This is a genomic window from Novipirellula sp., from assembly GCF_041583735.1.
In the GTDB taxonomy this organism is placed as follows: Bacteria; Planctomycetota; Planctomycetia; order Pirellulales; family Pirellulaceae; genus Novipirellula.
Window position 1 is genome coordinate 1 of sequence record NZ_JBFHFD010000095.1, and the last position, 18,030, is coordinate 18,030.

Annotated in this window: 15 protein-coding genes and 3 pseudogenes; 3 read left to right on the top strand and 15 right to left on the bottom strand. The window is 52.5% G+C overall.

Translation table 11 applies throughout. The annotated features are described in order from the left end of the window. Positions 1 to 653, top strand: a pseudogene (locus ABX962_RS09745) (hypothetical protein); the annotation flags it as partial. 385 nt (positions 654 to 1,038) lie between these two features. On the opposite strand, the gene ABX962_RS09750 reads toward ABX962_RS09745, so the two are convergent. The 6 genes from ABX962_RS09750 to rfbA form a co-directional block, all read right to left on the bottom strand. Next, entirely contained in the window at positions 1,039 to 1,527 is a 489-nt protein-coding gene (locus ABX962_RS09750; protein WP_372718894.1) for an acyl-CoA thioesterase, read from the bottom strand. A gap of 282 nt (positions 1,528 to 1,809) precedes the next feature. Continuing rightward, positions 1,810 to 4,320 carry a polysaccharide biosynthesis tyrosine autokinase gene (locus tag ABX962_RS09755; RefSeq protein ID WP_372718896.1) on the bottom strand — a complete coding sequence of 837 codons (2,511 nt, stop codon included), beginning with the start codon at positions 4,318 to 4,320 and terminating at the stop codon, positions 1,810 to 1,812. A gap of 682 nt (positions 4,321 to 5,002) precedes the next feature. Then, on the bottom strand, positions 5,003 to 5,770 hold the full coding sequence (locus ABX962_RS09760; protein WP_372718897.1) for a glycosyltransferase family 2 protein: 768 nt from the start codon (positions 5,768 to 5,770) through the stop codon (positions 5,003 to 5,005). Positions 5,771 to 5,938: 168 nt separating this feature from the next. Next, positions 5,939 to 6,535 carry a WcaF family extracellular polysaccharide biosynthesis acetyltransferase gene (locus tag ABX962_RS09765; protein ID WP_372718899.1) on the bottom strand — a complete coding sequence of 199 codons (597 nt, stop codon included), beginning with the start codon at positions 6,533 to 6,535 and terminating at the stop codon, positions 5,939 to 5,941. A 306-nt stretch (positions 6,536 to 6,841) separates the two neighbouring features. Then, positions 6,842 to 7,774: an NAD-dependent epimerase/dehydratase family protein gene (locus ABX962_RS09770; RefSeq protein ID WP_372718901.1), complete on the bottom strand. Its 933-nt coding sequence runs from the start codon at positions 7,772 to 7,774 to the stop codon at positions 6,842 to 6,844. Then, positions 7,771 to 8,652, bottom strand: coding sequence for a glucose-1-phosphate thymidylyltransferase RfbA (gene rfbA / locus ABX962_RS09775; RefSeq protein ID WP_372718903.1), 882 nt, complete (start codon positions 8,650 to 8,652; stop codon positions 7,771 to 7,773). The genes ABX962_RS09770 and rfbA overlap by 4 nt, the downstream gene beginning before the upstream one ends. Before the next feature lie 397 nt (positions 8,653 to 9,049). On the opposite strand from rfbA, the pseudogene ABX962_RS09780 reads away from it, so the two are divergent. Then, positions 9,050 to 9,145 (top strand): annotated as a pseudogene (locus tag ABX962_RS09780) (hypothetical protein); the annotation flags it as partial. 14 nt (positions 9,146 to 9,159) lie between these two features. On the opposite strand, the gene ABX962_RS09785 reads toward ABX962_RS09780, so the two are convergent. The 6 genes from ABX962_RS09785 to ABX962_RS09810 all read right to left on the bottom strand — a co-directional run bounded on the left by ABX962_RS09785 (position 9,160) and on the right by ABX962_RS09810 (position 13,175). Beyond that, on the bottom strand, positions 9,160 to 9,576 hold the full coding sequence (locus ABX962_RS09785) for a hypothetical protein (protein ID WP_372718921.1): 417 nt from the start codon (positions 9,574 to 9,576) through the stop codon (positions 9,160 to 9,162). Positions 9,577 to 9,651: 75 nt separating this feature from the next. Beyond that, positions 9,652 to 10,254 (bottom strand): hypothetical protein, encoded by a 603-nt coding sequence (locus ABX962_RS09790; RefSeq protein WP_372718905.1) that lies wholly within the window; start codon positions 10,252 to 10,254, stop codon positions 9,652 to 9,654. Positions 10,255 to 10,302: 48 nt separating this feature from the next. Continuing rightward, complete coding sequence (locus ABX962_RS09795; protein WP_372718917.1) at positions 10,303 to 11,634, bottom strand: recombinase family protein; 1,332 nt, start codon at positions 11,632 to 11,634, stop codon at positions 10,303 to 10,305. Positions 11,635 to 11,637: 3 nt separating this feature from the next. Beyond that, positions 11,638 to 11,874: a hypothetical protein gene (locus ABX962_RS09800; RefSeq protein WP_372718907.1), complete on the bottom strand. Its 237-nt coding sequence runs from the start codon at positions 11,872 to 11,874 to the stop codon at positions 11,638 to 11,640. 300 nt (positions 11,875 to 12,174) lie between these two features. Continuing rightward, positions 12,175 to 12,402: a hypothetical protein gene (locus ABX962_RS09805; protein WP_372718909.1), complete on the bottom strand. Its 228-nt coding sequence runs from the start codon at positions 12,400 to 12,402 to the stop codon at positions 12,175 to 12,177. A 437-nt stretch (positions 12,403 to 12,839) separates the two neighbouring features. Next, complete coding sequence (locus ABX962_RS09810) at positions 12,840 to 13,175, bottom strand: hypothetical protein (protein ID WP_372718911.1); 336 nt, start codon at positions 13,173 to 13,175, stop codon at positions 12,840 to 12,842. 30 nt (positions 13,176 to 13,205) lie between these two features. Between ABX962_RS09810 and ABX962_RS09815 the strand changes: the two are divergent. After that, a pseudogene (locus ABX962_RS09815) lies at positions 13,206 to 14,316 on the top strand (IS3 family transposase). A 298-nt stretch (positions 14,317 to 14,614) separates the two neighbouring features. Here the strand turns inward: ABX962_RS09815 and ABX962_RS09820 are convergent. The 3 genes from ABX962_RS09820 to ABX962_RS09830 form a co-directional block, all read right to left on the bottom strand. Further along, a complete protein-coding gene (locus ABX962_RS09820) occupies positions 14,615 to 15,730 on the bottom strand; it encodes a transposase (RefSeq protein ID WP_372718913.1) in 1,116 nt (371 codons plus the stop codon). Positions 15,731 to 15,943: 213 nt separating this feature from the next. Continuing rightward, positions 15,944 to 17,104, bottom strand: coding sequence for an acyltransferase family protein (locus ABX962_RS09825; RefSeq protein ID WP_372718915.1), 1,161 nt, complete (start codon positions 17,102 to 17,104; stop codon positions 15,944 to 15,946). A 43-nt stretch (positions 17,105 to 17,147) separates the two neighbouring features. After that, positions 17,148 to 17,510 (bottom strand): transposase, encoded by a 363-nt coding sequence (locus ABX962_RS09830; RefSeq protein ID WP_372718919.1) that lies wholly within the window; start codon positions 17,508 to 17,510, stop codon positions 17,148 to 17,150. Between the last annotated feature and the right edge of the window lie 520 nt (positions 17,511 to 18,030).

The following is an 18,030-nucleotide window of genomic DNA, read 5'->3' on the forward strand; positions in this document are numbered from 1 at the left end:
CGCCAGTTGGCTACAACCGGCTTTACGTCGCAGCGCCGCTGGAAACCTATCGTCAATTGGACGCCGACGCCAATGCCGCAGTGCGAGTGCTTAGTGAAACCGAGTGGTGGCACCGCGCGTTCAGGGGCAATAGTGTCGCGACGAACGGTCCGATGTTGTTGCCCACGCTCAGCGGCCAGATTCCCGGTCACGTGTTCACTGCCAATGGCGGACAGATGCTAACGCTTCAGCCGGAGATTCAGTTGTCGGTCCGCGATCCCGTTGATTACTTGGAAGTAATTCACAATGGCGAAGTGTTTTACAGTGCCCGCTTGGACGAATTTGCCAAGGCAGGCGGAGTGATCCCGGCGCTGGAAGTCGAGGAGAGCGGCTGGGTGATGATTCGCGTCGTCACGTTGTATGAAGACCATTACCGAGCGGCGATCAGTGCGCCGTGGTACATCGAGTTCGACGGCCAACCGCGAGTGACAAAGCGAAGCGTCGAGTTTTTTCGCGATTGGCTTAGCCAATACGAAGCAAGGCTGAAGAAGTTGCCGCCGCAGGAATTAACACCGCACATCCCCTACATCCGAGCCGCCCGAGCGTTCTGGATCGCCCGCGCCGAAAAAGCAGTGAGCAGTGAGGAGACACGGAGACACGGAGACACGGAGTAGCGGAGTAGCGGAGTAGCGGAAGTCGTCAAGACTTTCGGCAAAGTGGGATAGGTTTCCAACCTGTCATTGCGCTGAGCCTTAGAGAGGATCTTTGGCAAGCACCACGATGCAATGATCGCAAAGTGATCAACGAGCATGACCGTAGCGAAAATTGACGCTCGGTTTTCCAAGCCCGTCGACGTGTTTTGCCTCGCCCCTGGGAAGGTCAGAGTCGGCAGTAACCGTCTCACCGCTGGGGCTCGAAGTGTTAGAAGTAGGCCGTGCAAGCAAGGGGCACAGGCTCTCCCCAGCCGCGTTCCTGCGAACGCCCTGCCACAGGGAGAGTCTAATCGCCAGCCGCCAGTCACCTTGTCTCCCCCTCTCCGTGTCTCCCTCCCCCCTCTCCTCACTCCTCACTTTTCCCTTCCTTCTCGTACTGATCCAACAGCGGCTTTGGCACGCGTTGCAATTTCCCCTCGCGATCGATCACGGCCAACGTCACGGTAGCATCGACGATCTTCTCCGATTCACCTGTGTGATTTTTTCGAGTGATCGCATACTCGTGAATGATCTTGGCAGCGGTCACGCCAGCGATCGTGGTAACGACGGTGATCACGTCATCGTATTTCGCCGGTCGTCGGTAACGACAATCAACTCGCACGACGACGACCAAGACACCTGCATCTTCCATCTCGGCATAGCAACCGCCGGAAGCTCTGAGTAATTCGGTACGACCGATTTCAAAGTACCGCAAGTAGTTCGAGTGATGAACAAAGCCCATCGGGTCGCACTCGTCATAGCGAACGCGAAGTTCAATCGAGTGATGCTTCATAGTAGGCGGGTGTGTCAAAGCGTAAATGGATTGGCGACTGCCCAACAACGTAGCAGAAGTCATCAATCGTGGGATAGGTTTTCAACCTGTCATCACGCTGGGCTTACCTGCGGATCTTCGTCAAATGGTCGCACGGCTTTCCAAGCCGTCAGCGAGCACCGCGATTGAAGGTCGCCACGAGTGTGACCGTGTCCAATGAGAAAAACAGTCGAGGTTTGCGAATCCAGCTTAGTAAGCTGTCTGCCATAGAACTTGTTTCGGGGATTCGGAGTGTTAGCGGGTGTACGATGCAAAAGCCAAATTACCCGCCCTTCCCAGCGGAAGGGCGAATTCCACTCTCCCACTCTAGCTTCTCCCTCGCTCCTCACTCCTCACTTCCCCCACGCTCACCACCTCCGCCTTTTTTGCTTTTCGCATTCCGGCCAAGCCTCGGCCTTCGACCACGACGGGTTTATTCATCTTGCTTGCATCTTGGTTTGCGTTGTCGCCACCTTTTCGTCGGTAGTAGCGACTGGTGTAGCGTCCGTAACGATAGTAGCCATAGCCTTTGTAGCCATCGCTTGTACCCGCCTCGTCCGAATTGTTGATGACGACACCAAACAAATTCGCACCGACGCTACGCAAAATGTTCACGGACTCTTTCGCATTTGGTTTACTCTTACGTCGAATCCGAAGTGCCATCACGACACCATCGGCCATTCCTGCGGTAATACTCGGGTCAGTGACCACCAATAGCGGCGGAGTGTCCAAGATCACGTAGTCGTACTCTTCACGCAGCAGGTCAATCAGTTCTCCCATCTCAGGAAGCGTCAACGCTTCAGCGGGATTCGCCGGGATCGGACCACTCGGCATCATGTGCAGCGTACTGAGCGGTGTCTGATGGCACGCTTCACTGGGGTCGCAATCTCCATTCAGGATATTGCTCAGTCCCAGTTTTTCTTGCATTGCGAAGTTATCGGTAATTTGCGGGCGCCGAAGGTCACAATCGATGACCAGTACTCGTTTGCCACTTTGGGCAATCGAACAGGCCAGGTTTTCGGCGACCGTACTCTTACCATCGCCCGGCAGCGGACTGGTTACCTGCAGCACCTTGCCGCCGTCGACGTTGGCCAATTCAAAGAAGATCGAGGTACGGCACGATCGAATTGCCTCGGCCGCGATCGAAGCCGGTTGATGCAGTACCACCATTCCCGGATCCAAGTCCTTGAACGGATTGATCTCGCCCTTCCCCGGGCGACGAATCCGTCCTTTGAAAAAGGGTACATGAGTCAATACGGGCACGCCCAGCAGTTCGGAAATCTCATCGGGATCACGGAACGTGTTTGCATTTTTCTCCAGTAACAGTGCCAGTCCAGCACCAAGAGCGAGCCCCAGAAAGGTGCCTATTCCAAGGGTCTTGGCAAGATTAGGACCGACACGAAAGGCAGCCGATGGAGCAGTCAGCTCGTTAACCTTGGTACCACCTTCTTCCTCGGTCAAACTGACGCGAGCCATCTGCTCTTCGAGTTGGTTCATCAGTTCGCGGTTGCGATCCAATTCCCGCAGCATCCCCGCGTTGTCTTGTTCAAATTTGGCAATCGTGATCGAAGCCGCCTTTTCGTCAGCAATCTGTTGGTCCACCTCGGAAATTTGATCTTTCAGTAACTGCAACTCCGCTTCGCCAGCAACCACCACGGTTGTGAGTGCTCCTTTGGCTTTGTCCGCAGGATTGACCGCTATCACTTCGTTTTCTTTGCGAAGTTCCAGTATCCGCTGGGTTTGCTCCAGTACAATCCGTCGCAATTCCCCCTTCATCATGTCCAGTTCCGTGTCGAGCTGTTTGACCGTCGGGTGGCTCACGCCGAATTCGTTGGCCATCTTGTTGCGTTCGATCATCAGCGGAACGAGTTGCTGGTCCAATTCTAGTTGTGCAAGCTGGGCATCGCCGTCTTTCAAGTTTTGAGCCAAAGACGCATCGCTGTCGGGCAACGTAAATTTCACATCCAACAATTGGCTGATGATGTTTAGTGCCACCAGCGGATCTTGTGACTGCTTCGCGATCGCCTTGACCGCCGACAATTCCGTCGCCTTTCGCCGCATCTTTTCAACAAGTTCGCTGCGTTGTCCGACTAAGAACAATTGCCGTTCGCGGTGCGGGTTGATTGCCTCGCCCTCGCTGTTCCACGCCAGCGGCGCGTCACGGCGGAAGTTGCGATATTGCGTTTCCAGTTCGGTCATCTTTGGGTGCAATTGATCGATCGCCACCGAAATCAATCGCAACAACTCATCACGCGAGCTTTTTTGTTTTTCGTTAAAGAAGGTTTGGATCGCATCACTAAACGCTTTTACACTCGCCTGGCACAGTTCAGGGTCGGTGTGTTCAAAGCTCAAGACCGCAACCAGCGACTGAGCTCCGCGAAGGTCGGTGACTTCAGGCGAGAGCGCCAGGGCATCTCGAGCGGTACCGACAAATTTTTGCGAATCATCTTCAAAACGGCTGTGGAATGGGGCCAGCTGCTCGTCATCGAATGCCATTTTGACGACGCGGTCGCTGAACAGATGCGACTGAAGAATCTCGATGCTGGGTACGCCGCCGATCACATCGCCGGTCATGGTGTCCATGATCGCGGGACGATCCGATTCGACCATCAATCGCGTCGATGCCTTAAACGTCTCCGGGGTTCTTTGGTAAACCAAGAAACCGCAGACCGCACCCGCGATCGCTGGCAGCAATACTGCCCAGCGGTATCGCCACAGCGCCGCAACCATATCGGGCGAGTCACCGCCAGCCGTTTGCGAGGATCCCATCGAACGATCGGCGCCAGAGATCGGCGGTGCCTTGCTGTACGAAAGTCCGCGGTCGGAAGCTAACTTCATAAGATGTTAAATCGTGAAAAGGGATGTCGTAATGTCGTTGATCGCTCCGGCGACTCAGAACGTGCGCCGTTTTGCCGTATCACCGTAGTGGATCTTGCTAAAGATCCCTGTCGTCACATTCGTCGTTGATCGCTCCCGTGATCAATACGTTCTTGCACGCAAAGATCGCGGTGCGATCAGCGACGATAGGTCCAAGCCTCAGTTTACCGCTGAAGCGGCAATCGGACTAGGAAAAGAGTGAACAGAAAGTCGCTTTGACCACGGAAACGACGCAGAATCGTCGTAACCGTCACAACTTCGACTTTAGCGAGACAGGGAGACAGCGAGACACGGAGACACGGAGACACGGAGAGGGGGAGAGGGGGAGAGGGGGACCTGGCGAATCGAAATTTACCCTCCCCACCGGGAGGGTCGGCCGCAGGAAGCGGCCGGGGAGGGCTGGTGACCCTGAGCTTGCACAATCCATCTTGCTTAGAGTTACAGCGGATTTGACAGCCGAATCGTCCTTCTAAATTCATTCACTGTCCCACATTTGTCTCTCAGAAAAAACTCACTCACTCCCAGCTCCCCAACTTCCATACCCATCAAACGCAAAAAGCCAGCCTGGCACCCCAGACTGGCTTGTTCCAGCAAACTCTTTTTCAATTTTCAATTTAACTTTTTCAATCTCCCTGTCTCCTGACTAGCTTCTAGCCCCCGCTTTCGCGGCGAAAAACTGCGGCAGCTTCGACAGCGGCTTCGTTAATCGCAAACCCCAAGGCGGCTTCAGGCCATTGATACTCCAAGCACGCTGGTCATCACGGTTGGCCGCCAGTCGGTTTTTTAGTGACGCGTTGCTGGCGCCTCCGACACGCATCTTGACCATCACGTGCGGGATGTACTGCATGCGGATTTTGTGTTTGACCATCATCCGCACCAGCAGTTCATAGTCGGCGGCGGTCTTGATATTCAAGTTAAAATTGCCGAACTGCTCGTAACAGCGGCGACGAAGATAGACGGTTGGATGCGGCGGCATCCAGCCGCGGCGAAAGCGGGTAACGTCATACTCACCGGCCCGCCAGTAGCGGCGTTGTTCGTTTGGATTTTCCCCATCGACATAAATCAAATCGCCATAGACGCCATCGATGGTTTCATCGGCAAGTGCGTTGGCAACACGTCGCAGTGTTTGGTCATCCGCCAACCAATCGTCGGCATGCAGGAACCCGATCACATCTCCCGAGGCTGCCGCGATACCCTTGTTCAGAGCGTCATAGATACCGGCGTCGGGCTCGCAGATGGAGCGAGTAATTTGCTCGCCATACTGCTTGACAATTTCCGGCGTGGCATCCGACGAATCACCATCGATGATGATGTACTCCAGTTTGACTGATTGCTGCGAAAGCACCGAGTCGATCGCATCACCCAGCGTCGCCGCACGGTTGTAGACGGCAGTAATAACCGAGATTTTCATGAGCGTTGTACAGTAGCTGACAAAATGTTGTTGATCGCTCGGCGATCAACGACGAAAAAAGGAAACAACGGTGGCGGAAAGCGTAGGGTAGGAAGATGGAGGTTCGAAAACGGCTGGCAAAACGAGGGGCGTTGGCAGAGGAACGCGTCCGTCGCGATTCAACGCTCCCTACTCCCCTCCCCTTGTCTCCCCTCTCCGTGTCTCCGTGTCCCCCAACTCCTCACTAGTTTGCCGTTTCTTCACCACAGCAGGATTGCCAATTACAATCGTGTTCGGTGCAACATCTTTCAGCACCACACTTCCAGCGATACACATGCTGTTGGGACCAATGGTAACCCCTGGGGCGACAAAGACTTGAGCCGCGACCCAGGAGCTCTCCTTGATCACAATCGGCTTGACGACGAGATCAAATCCAGGTTTGTCAAAGCGATGTGAACCCGTGCATAGGAAGGCCCGTTGTGAGATGCAGCAGTTCGATTCGATGGTTACTTGAGCAAGCGAAAGGATCGATACGTCCTCACCAATCCAGACATGGTCACCAACGACCAGACGCCACGGGAACGAAATGTTGACCCCGCCACGGATTACAACGTCTTGACCAATTTTTGCCCCAAAGTACCTCAGCCAAATAACGCGAATACGCGATGGCAGCGGAATTGGCACCAAGAAAAACGCCGCGCGAATGAAAAACCAACACCATTCAAAACGGTGTGAAGCCCCCCGATCAAGCCCGGATCTAAAGTTTTTCAGTTTGAGTTTATTCAAGATTGATAACTAACTTACACGATGCCCACAAATCCTGGCTGCTACTGTCAAACATCCGATTGTAGGTGTCGTTCAGCTTGCCCCGCCGCGTCTTTCTAAATTACAGTAATTCGGCAGAAGGTTAATTCGAATTATAGGATGTTAGGCAGCGAAAGTTGTTGGATATTGCTGCCAAGTGGGCGGACACAGGAGATTATTCCGCAGTTTCAAATCACTTTCTGGTCGAATGTGGAAGTCAATGACAACGAGTGCCTCAACTATTCCTATGGCTCTCACATCGATTGTGTTGTTGAAATCTCGTCAAATCTAAATCAGCTTATGATACTGAAGCGTCCGTTTCACTCCCTCGGCCAATGGAGTGAAACAAAACGCAGGGATCTGAGAAAGCAAGCGATCGGGAGCTAGAGCTATTGACTGGATGTCACTTGAACGTCTAGCTAAGTATTGCACTTCGATTGGCACTTCAACCATTGATTGTATGTGATGAAGTAACTTGCGCAAGGATGTTGCGACGCCAGTCCCGAGGTTAAAGGTTTCACTCTCATTCAACCGATTTAATGATAGTGACATTAATCTACATAGGTCGTCAACAAACACGTAGTCCCGTTCGGCTGTTCCATCGCCGAAAACCTTGATCGGCTTGCTGTTCTGGATCGCATTGATCCAGTGTGGTAAAACCCCCTGCCCAGGGCGAGTTGGTTGGCCTGGACCATATGGATTGCCAACCCGAAAAATGTCTACAGAGAATTGTCCCATTCGAGCGGAGTGATGAAGCAACTGTTCGGCGGTGAGTTTGAAAACCGCGTAGGGTGACCTTGGGTCGGTTGGCGAACTTTCAATACGCGGCAAATCACTGTCAGCATAAATTGTTCCACCAGACGACGGAAAAACAATCTTCTTTACTCCCACACGTGCAGCTGTCTCCATCAGCACCAGCAGAGGCTGAAGTGCTTCCCAGTATTCCGACGATGGATTTGAATAAAATAGGCTCGGGTGCGTTGCGGACGCAAAATGATAGACAACGTCGGCGTTAGCGATTACGTCCGCCAGGATCCACGTGTCTCGCAAATCTGCAGTAACGGTCGTGACGTTATTGAAACTCGCAGCCAAGGAAGTGGGCTGACGGCAATAAGAGGTAACATGGTGCCCCGCCTTGGCTAAGTGTTCAGCCATTGCCGATCCAAGAAACCCACTCGCCCCTAATACCACTACTTTCCGTGGTTCGCGGACGTTGTTCATGAGTGTTTCACCGGTTGCTTTGTCAAACGCAGCAAATAGTCACCATATTCACTATTCTTAAACTTGGCTGCTTGTTCAGCCAATTGTTCAGTCGTAATCCAACCTTGCCTGTGAGCAATTTCCTCGGGGCATGACACTTTTAAACCCGTTCGTTTTTCGATCGCTCCGACAAAACTGCTCGCGTCATGTAAGCCGTCGTGAGTTCCCGTGTCCAGCCATGCTGTTCCGCGACCAAACATTTCAACATTCAATGTGCCTTCAGAGAGATAAATACGATTCAAATCGGTGATTTCGACTTCACCCCGCACCGAGGGCTTTAAAGACGTTGCAAATTCACAAACTCTAGAATCGTAAAAGTACAAGCCAGGCACGGCAAAGTTCGACTTCGGACGTTTGGGTTTTTCCTCCATAGTGATTGCTTTGCCGTCTGCATCGAATGAGACAACCCCGTACGATGACGGATCACGCACTTCGTATGCAAACACTCTTGCGCCCTTGTCGAGTTTTGCGGACCTCTGCAACAGTTTGATCAGCCCTTGGCCGTAAAATAAATTGTCGCCCAGCGTTAGGCAGCATGCCGATCCGTTAATAAACTCTTCACCAAGCGTAAACGCCTGAGCCAAGCCGCCGGGATTCGGTTGGATCTTGTACTGTAGTCGCAGTCCCCACTGGTTGCCATCACCAAGCAGTGCTTGAAACAGCGGCATGTGTTGAGGTGTGGATATGATCAAGATGTCTTGAATGCCCGCAAGCATCAATGTAGACAGTGGGTAGTAGATCATTGGTTTGTCATAAACCGGCAACAACTGTTTGCTGATGGCGGTCGTCAACGGAGCAAGCCTACTTCCGCTTCCCCCCGCAAGGATAATTCCTTTCACGCTTTTTCTCCCTGACTTGTCTCACAAAGTCGTTCAAGTAGGTAATTGCCGTCCAAAATCGCCTGCCAACATTCATGATGGCCAAAGTTGCACTGATTCGCCTCAAGTATCGAGGTTTCTAACGCATTTTTCGATGTCCAGCCAATATTCTTTTGGATCGATCAGGGATAGAAATTAGTGTCTTGATCGATCGGTTATGTCAGTAATCTATTCCGCGTGTGTTTCACGCGGCGGTCTTGCGCGAATGGTGTTCACTATCATGATGCCACACAACGCATTAAGCAAGTTAATGTTTCGACGTTTGGTGTTGCTGACAGTGTCATAAACACTCGAATTCCCCACGAAAAGTTGGCAGTGGACCGGCGCCTGCCAGACTACTCTGACAGGAGACCAATCCATGGACCAGCGTCGAACGTTTAGCCGCGAATACAAGCTCGCAGCCGTCATGAAAATCAATGAGCGAGGAATGTCCTACGCTCAAGTCGCTAGAGACCAGGGCTTTCAACATCACTTTTCCTTGCGTTTATCGAGGATTCGTTTCGATGAGACATGCACAGACTTCGTTTCGTTCGTTCGCTCAGGGGGTGTCTTCTTGGGGCCACGATTCGATTTCCGGAAACGACTCAAATCGATTCCGCTGATGATCGCTTGCACTTCAGCCGCAAATTCGTCGCAATCAATCGCATCCATCTCTTCCCAACGATGCTCAGGCAATGCGACTAGCATGCCATCGGTCGCCTCAGAAATCTCCAGCGCTAGGTAATAGTGCGACAGCATCTCACTCTCTGCCCGACCGTGTTCCGCTGCAACTGCCCCTTTCATAATTGCGAAAGCGTTGTACGCCATCAGAGCCGACGCAAAACAGAACAAGGCTGCCTTCGGGTAGCAAAGCGGTTTGATTTCGCAATTCAAAGCCACAGTCATGTGACCAAATGCGGTTTCGATCGTCCAGTCATACTGCCTCCATAGAAGTCGGGGGTATTATTAAGTCGGCATTTGCTAGCTTTGCTTGCTAGCTGAATCGGCGTTTAGGTTCGGCTTGGGGGTGATCAGGGCGCGAGGATACGGGGCAGGCCAACCGTGACGGTTTGCGCGGAGTTGCGTTAGGCGAGACAGTTCCTCTGCATCGGCATAGATCGCCCAACGACCCGTTGCCGCGACCTTGTGGGAAGTCACCCAGCCCACGCCACGCCAGCGATGCAATGTTGCGATGGGCATCGCAAGCTCTGATGCGAGGTCACTGAGCCACCATTCATCAATGCGAAGATGATTCTCTTCGGTGACGCTCTTGGGCTGAGGTCCGGTGCGAATGCCGCGATCACGAAGGAAGCGGCCCAGGATACCGACACTGAATTGCGATGCTCGTTTGGGCGGTTGATAGCCTTCGGCGTTCAGACACTTGGCGATCTCACCGAGCGTGCTGCCTTCATCAAGCAATGCTTTGATGCGAGTTAGCAGCTCATCGTCGTACGACAGTTGTTCATAGGTTTGCACCGGGCGGCGCATTGCGTGGTGACTTCCAAAGCCGCCCTTCCAATGAATGTCCACATCTACGCGTTCACTGTCCCCTTCGATATTGACAACGACTTCATCGATCAGCATACGCGCGATCGCGCAGCGGTCTTCAGCAGTGGTCGTCTCGGCTTTCCACTACCATGGTAAGCTTTCCGAGAGTGACTTAATCGCGCGACGCTCGTCGTCACTGAGCTTCGCGGGTGTTGAGGCTTGAAAGCGGTCATACTCGACGTTCAATTGTTCTTGCTCACGCAACGCTTCTTCCCAACGTCGTTCCAGTTCCTTGGCCACCAATCGGTTCTCGGGATCAACTGCTGCATAAGACTTGCGTGCAACTTCGGCTTCGTAGTTTAAACGCGTCAGTCGTTGTTTCCAATGCGATTGTAGTCGCTCGCGTTCGCGTTGGATGCCTTCGACGGCGGCAAGCGAAACTTCCAACGACGCGGGTTCGACAACTTGCAACAGACGCGCGGTCACGAACACTTCGAGTGACTCCCCCGAAAGGCTCTGGCAGAGAGCCCCGCCGTAGTCGATCGCTTCACGTTGACAACTGTAACGCAGCGAACCGGTCGGGTTGTCCTTGCGAATGTTGGCATAGCTAACGAGCATCCGATGACCACAACAGCCACAGACCACCAGCCCAGCCAACACGCTTGGGCCGTGGCGTGGAGCCGACAGTTTCTTCCCTAAGTGGCTGTTTTTACGCAGTTTTGCTTGGATTCGCTCGAAAGTCTCCCAGTCGATGTACGTATCAAAACGATCGCGAATCAACACTCGACAGTCCTCGTGCGACTTCAGCGTGCGACCGGTTGTCGGTCGGCCAGCGATCTTCTTTCGCGCATCGACTTCGCGATGTCCCCAACGATATGCACCGGCATAGATAGGATGATGCAACATGTTACATAGCGTCACGCGATTGGGACGTCGCCACGAAAGTTCACCGCGATCGCTGCCGAAGTGAGGACGCACCGGTACCTTGATCTCTTGGTTGACCATCCAATGCAGCAACCCGTTGATACTGTCCAATCGCTCGAACTGAATGAACACCATACCCACCACTTCTTGCACCTGCGCGTCGGGATCGATCACATAATCACCCGCTCCATCGCGTGCCTTGACGCTGCGGATGTAACCGATAGGCGGATGGTTCAGCACTTCACCTCGCTCCGCCTTGTTCCACATGCCTTGGTGCATCCGTGTCTTGAGGATATGCAGTTCCGCTTCGCTCATGGTCCCCTTGAGTCCCAACAGCTGGCGATCGTTGTGATTGGAGGGATCGTACAACCCGTCAGCATCGGCGAGCAAGACACGATAGATCGCACACAACTCCAACAACGTATGCCAGTCCTTACACGAACGAGCCAAACGACTCATCTCCAAATCCAATACGATACCTACACGATCGGCGCTGATCTCGGCAAGCAATCTTTGAAAGCCTTCGCGACCTACGATTGAACTGCCGCTGATGCCTCAGTCGTCATCAATGACTTCGATTCGATCGTGTGACCAACCAAACTCATGGGCGCGATCGGTCAGCGCGTACTGCCTAGCGGTCGACTCACAATGTTCAAGTACTTGGTGCTGCGTCGACTGACGGACGTAGACCATCGCGAGTCGATCCAGATGATGGTCCAGTATCTTGTCACTTAATCGAGAACGTCGCTCACGAGTGTCGGCGCGACGAGTTGCTTGAGCTGTGTTACTCATGACCGTCCTCCCGTTTGGATTCGTCGAGCAGGCGCTGCGTCATGGCTCGACTGATCATCAGGCTCATCCGTCCGCGAAGGTCTCGCCGAGTCGCCTCGTCGAGCCCTGCCCACATCTGGTTCAGTGGCAAGGACGTCGGCTCCTGGGTCAGCGGCGACTGATGATTCGTTTGGCGCGGGGGGGCACGTTGGGCATGAGGAACCTCCTTGCAGATTGCCTATTTTGAAATAATCGCATTGAGTCAGGCGGTCGCGGCAAAACGCGACCAATTGCATCAAAGCAGCCATAGACACTGTAATTTCAAGCGGCGAGTCGATACAAGCTCGTTCTTGAAACGCATTCCGCTTGGGTGATCTCGATCTTCCAACGAGTTCGATACAGTTCTGAAACGACGACGGCATCCGCGTCATCAAGCGGTAAGTTGGTCAGCAGAACCACTTCAACTTCCTTATCGCGAGTCGGTTCAAAAAGATGAACCAGTACGCGGCGCACCGTCATCCGCTGTCCTTCGTATTCGGGTAGGACCAACTTATTCTCATAGATAATCCCGGTCTCACTTTCGCCAATTTTGCGAAGCTTTCCTTTCTCGGTGCCGTGAAGTTACCCATGCTGGCGAATCACGAATACGCTACTTTTGGCTGCGATGGCATAGAGGAACTTTAGGGTGCAAAAGTTTCGATCGGCGAGCCAAAGTTCGTGGCGTTGCAACGTCTCGATGACATCATCCAGTCTGCTTCGTTCCTACGAGTAGGCATCTTCCATCGCAAAGTAATCACAGACGGCGTGGTATCGAGGATCGTAGACAACCAGTGATTTTCCCGGCAACGGCGCCGCAGTGCTCGTTCTGGTCTCTTTCATACGATGTTCGGTGCCCGAAACCAGTTGCCATCGAGAATCCTCGTGGAGTATCCAGACAGATCGTTATGGGCCAAGCAGCCTACTTCTTTGCAGACAGCGATCGTTTGCTAATAGGACTGGCGGACAAGTTGCTGCACGAGCGGTAGCTCCACACGCTGCAGTTTCTTGTAGACTGCGGTGACTGAAACGGCGAGCTGTTCCTTCATCTTCTTGTAGCCCGCATTCATGCTGGCATGCTTGCCAAGCACAACGCCGGATACCAGGCACGTCAAAGACGAGAATAGCAGCGAGCGATGGCACTGTTCCTCGGCGTGCTCCTCAAAAACAAGGTCAATGTCACCGGGGGCCAGTATTCGCCACAGGACCATTTGAGTGACTGTTACAAACGGGCGTTCGACGGCGAAGGAGCGAACGATTGGATCTTTGAAAAACGAAACCTGCATGGCTACCCTCCGTGGCAATGAAGAAGCGGAATTGCTTCTTCATCGCTAAACTGGGAGGATTTGGCAAGACAGCCCATGTTGAAAGCCCTGGTCTCTAGAGACTTGGGGGGGCGTGACAGCATGATTCGCAATTGGAAGTAGGCCCTTGAGAAAGATGGGACACTCGACCGTAAAATCACCAGCAGCAACTCGGTTGAAGACGAACTCAATTGACTGCGAGAAGAGAATCGACAACTCAAGATGGAGCGAGACAATTTAAAAAAAGCGACGGCGTTCCTCGCAAAGGAAAGCAACAGAGACTGACGTTCATCGGCCAACATCGCGATCGCTGGCCGATCGCAGTAATGTGTCGTGTACTGGGGGGGGATAACGGCTTCTATCAATCGATCGGTCGCCCTACATCAGCGAACAAAACCAGGCAAGCGGAGGTCACCGACGCGATCGTCAAAATCCATTCGGAGAAACACCGCGATGCCTATGGCAGATCAAGGGTTCACCAAGAGCTACTTCGGCGTGGTGTTGCCTGTTGCCTCAACACCGTTGCCAAATACATGGGGGTGGCTGGGATTTCTGCAAATCGCCGCAGAAAATTCCGTGTTTCCACAACTAACTCTAGCCACGATCACCCGATCGCACCCAACCGTTTGAACCAAGACTTTGCCGCAAAGATGATCAATGAAGTCCGGCTGACTGATATCGCTTATATCCCTACGTGAGAAGGATTCACTTACCTTTCAGCCTTCGCTGACCTGCATTCACGCAAGATCATTGGTTGGAAAACGGTCGAACGATCGACTCTCAACTGGTCATTGCCGCGTTGCAAGATGCTGTCACGTTTCGCAGTCCCAGTCCGGGCGTGGTTCACAGTATGCATGCGACGCTTTCCGTCAGCAATTACACAAGTATGAGTCGCCAAGGCAACTGTTATGACAACGCCCCGATGGAATCATTTTTAAAAATCTACAAGAGCGAAGAAGTCCGGGACGAACAATACGAAACGCACGAACAAGCCACACGCGGCGTTTCTGATTTCATTGAACACTGTTACAATTCAGTCCGACTGCACTCCTCACTTGGCTACCAAAGTCCGATCGAATTCGAGCACAGAATTCCAAAGCGAACCTTATTAAATCCATCCTGATCGTCAGGCTGGAATACTTACCTTTCCGTTCAGACCGGTTCACTGTCAACTTTTCGTGGGGAATTCCACATTGACAAGGCTAGATAGTTTTTAAGCCCAGGGCTGTAAGGGTATGTTGCTAGGTCAATCCTAGCAACTTGGCGGTAGAAACATGACTCGATGCCACGTTTCTTGATCGGTTTGGCTTTTTCTTCTTCGGCCCGCGTCGGGACTTGCGATAATCTCTCAGGTCAATTCTGCCAGTGACCTTCGTGAGCATGGACGCGATCCCTTGGATTGTTTTGGGAATGAGCCCTGTTCATTCGTCTGCCGTGATCGCTATCAACATTCCTTCGGTTTTATCCGACATGTTCTTCGCAACGTGAAAGTGACTGATCTCGTCAACGCTCTCTTCCTCATGTGTCGTGTACAAAGCGGCGAAGAGCGTCTGCCGAAGGTTGAACGCAAGCACAGACATACAAAAGAGCAATGCTGCTGTATGAGGATGCCTCACGCCGCTGTGTTCGCAAGTCAGTGTCATCAGCAACACGTTGAATGCGGTCTCTTCTTCCCAGCGATGACGATAAAGTTCAGCGACCTTGGTGGCCGGGACTTCACTGGGAAGGTTTGTTATAATTTGAATCTCGCTGTCACCATCGCGAGTCGGTTTGTCTAGCTCGACCGTCACGCGGCGAACCACCATCGCATCATCAGCCGCAGAAAGCTTCATCGCCTGTTCGTAAACCACCCCGGGCGCAACACGCCCCACGCGTTTACGTTTCCCCTGTAAAACGCCTTTCAATCGTCCGTGTTGGCGAATCACGAAGAAGCTACTCGCCACGGCGATCTTTGTTAAAAATGGGACGATGCAGTAGTGCCGGTCAGCGATGACGACATCGTTAGGCAAAAGATCATCAATGATCCGGTCGCAACAGGTTGATTCTTGGGCATGGCCGTCAACCAAGACGTAGGAGCGGTCAAAGATTTGCCGCTGCAAGTCGAATCTCGCGACGATTTTGCCTGGCAACGGTGCGGCTTTGACATCATGAAGCACTTTGAGTCTCTTGTCGGACTTGGCCAAGACATTGCCGTCAATGCTGAGGCAACGATAGCGAGCGAGCAATTCCCAAGCAGTAAACTCCAAGGCATCTTGCATGCGAATCGCTCGATGCGCCGAGTGCGAGACGACGGCCTCGCTCACTGCAGGTTCGACGCCTCTGGTCTTTGCGTAGAACGACTGACGAGTCACACCGAGTTCCTCTTTGTGTTCTTTGTACGCCTGATTGAAGTTGTCGCTGAAATTCAGAGCCGCGTCAGCGACCGTCGCTGCCAAGGCCTCAAAAGTGGCAATGTAGTCGTGCTGCACTTCCCGATTGTCGTCAAAGATGCGATTCAATTCTTTACCGATAAAATCTTGGGCGAGCACTCGCGTCATAACGGCAAAATGGCAAAGGGTGCCTTTTCAACAATGCGACCGAAAACAGTGGACGACAACGCGAACCTCCGTGAAGCGAAATACACAGCAATACACGATAATCGGCAACCAGCGATACCCCTTCCAGCCCTGGTTTTTAGGCCTGTACCCGGCGTCCTGACGTGATCCTGCACATACAAACAGCACCCACATTCAAATTCTGCCGCTAAAACCTCACTGTTTAGATGTTACGCGTAGCGCGGTTTGCAATCCCACTGCAGACCTCATCCATTGGCGCACCCGATTCGTGTTTCGCTCGAATATCAACCAAGCAATATGCGATAACATCAAAATGAACAGCAATACGAACGAGTAACGCAACAAATTTGTGAATGTCGGCTGGAACTGGTCTGAATCCGTCAAGTATGCGCCCACCGCGATCGTAATCGGAAAGTGAAAGAGGTATAGCGTGTACGATATATCGGACAACCAGCGGATAATTTCGCCGAGCCAAGCTGTTTTAGGCGAGGGCAACGCGATCAAGTGCCACGCAAAAAACGCAAATGTGATTCCGACTAAAAGGTCGGAATCAATATTCGCCACACGGTTTACTAGGTCGTATTTGCTATTGATCAGCGATGCCGCGAATAGTCCGCCTGTCGTCACGCACGCCGCCATTTGCGACCACCACTTTTTAAATATTGGCTTGTCGCGCACACAGTATAGGATTGCGCCAAACCCCCAAATCAAACCATCGAATACAAGATTACGCGGTAGCCAGAACATCAGCCCAACCGCTATCAGTCCATACATAACGGATGCCACTCGTAGTCGCGGATACGCGACCGCGACAATTAGCGGAAAAATAAGGTAGTACCAGAACTCATTAGCAAGGCTCCACAGCGGCCCGTTACAACCAAATATTGGCGCCGTGATGGTTTGCAGGAAGAGTGTGTTCGCAAGAAATGTCAAAGCACTATCAGAATAAAATTCTTCGCGAGGCCCCGAAGCCCAACGAAAGAAGTACCCATCCCCGATAAATACCTTAGGCCAAGCAATACCAATCGCGTAGTCGGCCAACGCAGTGAAGACGAGCGCTGGAATCAAGACGGTCCAAAGCCGCGACAGGCGAGCGACCGAATAGCTCCGCCAGCAGAATGCGTGTCGACTTCGCAGCACAGAACCACCTACGAAGAAACCGCTTAGTACGAAAAATACCATAACAGCTTGGTGCCCCAAACCAGTGGCAAAGTAAAACAGCGACTGCCAGTGTTCACGCGATGTGACATCGGCGTAATCGTAAAACATCGACGCCCTGAGATGTCCAGCACAGACGGCAAGGGCACTCACTCCGCGAACGGCGTCGTACCAAAATAGTCTATTTTCTCGTGACAATTCGATGCCTTGATAGTGACAACTGGATGTTGATAGATGGGACTCAACTCGCGAACCAGCCTCTTAAGTTCGCCAGTGAAGAACCGTGGACGATAAGACTTTTAAACAATTTGACCTTAAGAATTGTCAAATATTGAGGTCTGCGTATACGTATTATTAAGCACTGCACAAAGAACCTAACTTGATTGAGATCGAGTCCTGCCCATTGGAAGTGGCCTCGGAGTGTTTCTTGCTGGGAAGCTTGAAGCTGAAGATTCTCGTCGACGCGATGATGCACCGCCTCGATGTTGGGTGCAGGCCAATTCGCAAGACTTCCCCACTTGGTTGTTCCCCATACATGCTCAACCGGATTCAGTTCGGGACAGTAAGCGGGCAAGTACTCGAAAGTAATCCAGCGGCACTCCAGCTCGTTTAGTGTTCTCGCTGCCTTTCAGTGAGCGCTCAGTCGATCCCAACCGACGATCAGTGGCCGTCGGACTTCGCAGTGTAACGAAACCAAGAACCAGAAGAAGTCTTCTGCCTTTGCGTTGTAATCAAGTAACTCGAAGTACAAATCAAGCTTTCGACGGTGAGGCGTTAACGTTAGCGCTGTGATCGCAGACAGTCGGTTATGTCGGTCCTACGCATTCATTACCGGAGTCTTACCCTTGGGAGCCCAGGTACGCCGCAGCAACGGTTGAAGCATAAAGCCGCTTTCGTCAATAGAAACACAGCTAGCATTGCGATTTTTGCCCCTATTTTATTCGCTGCCAAGTTTCGCTTCGAAACTCTTGTGCAGCTGCATCCTAGGCTCTGTCTGAAAACCTTAAATTGCGGAATTCCATGGGGCGATGATTCGAAGATAGCGACCGATCATCGATAGTTTCACCATTGCAAGAAAGTTTCGTGCGAGCTTCTCATAGCGAGTGGCGACACGACGACACTCC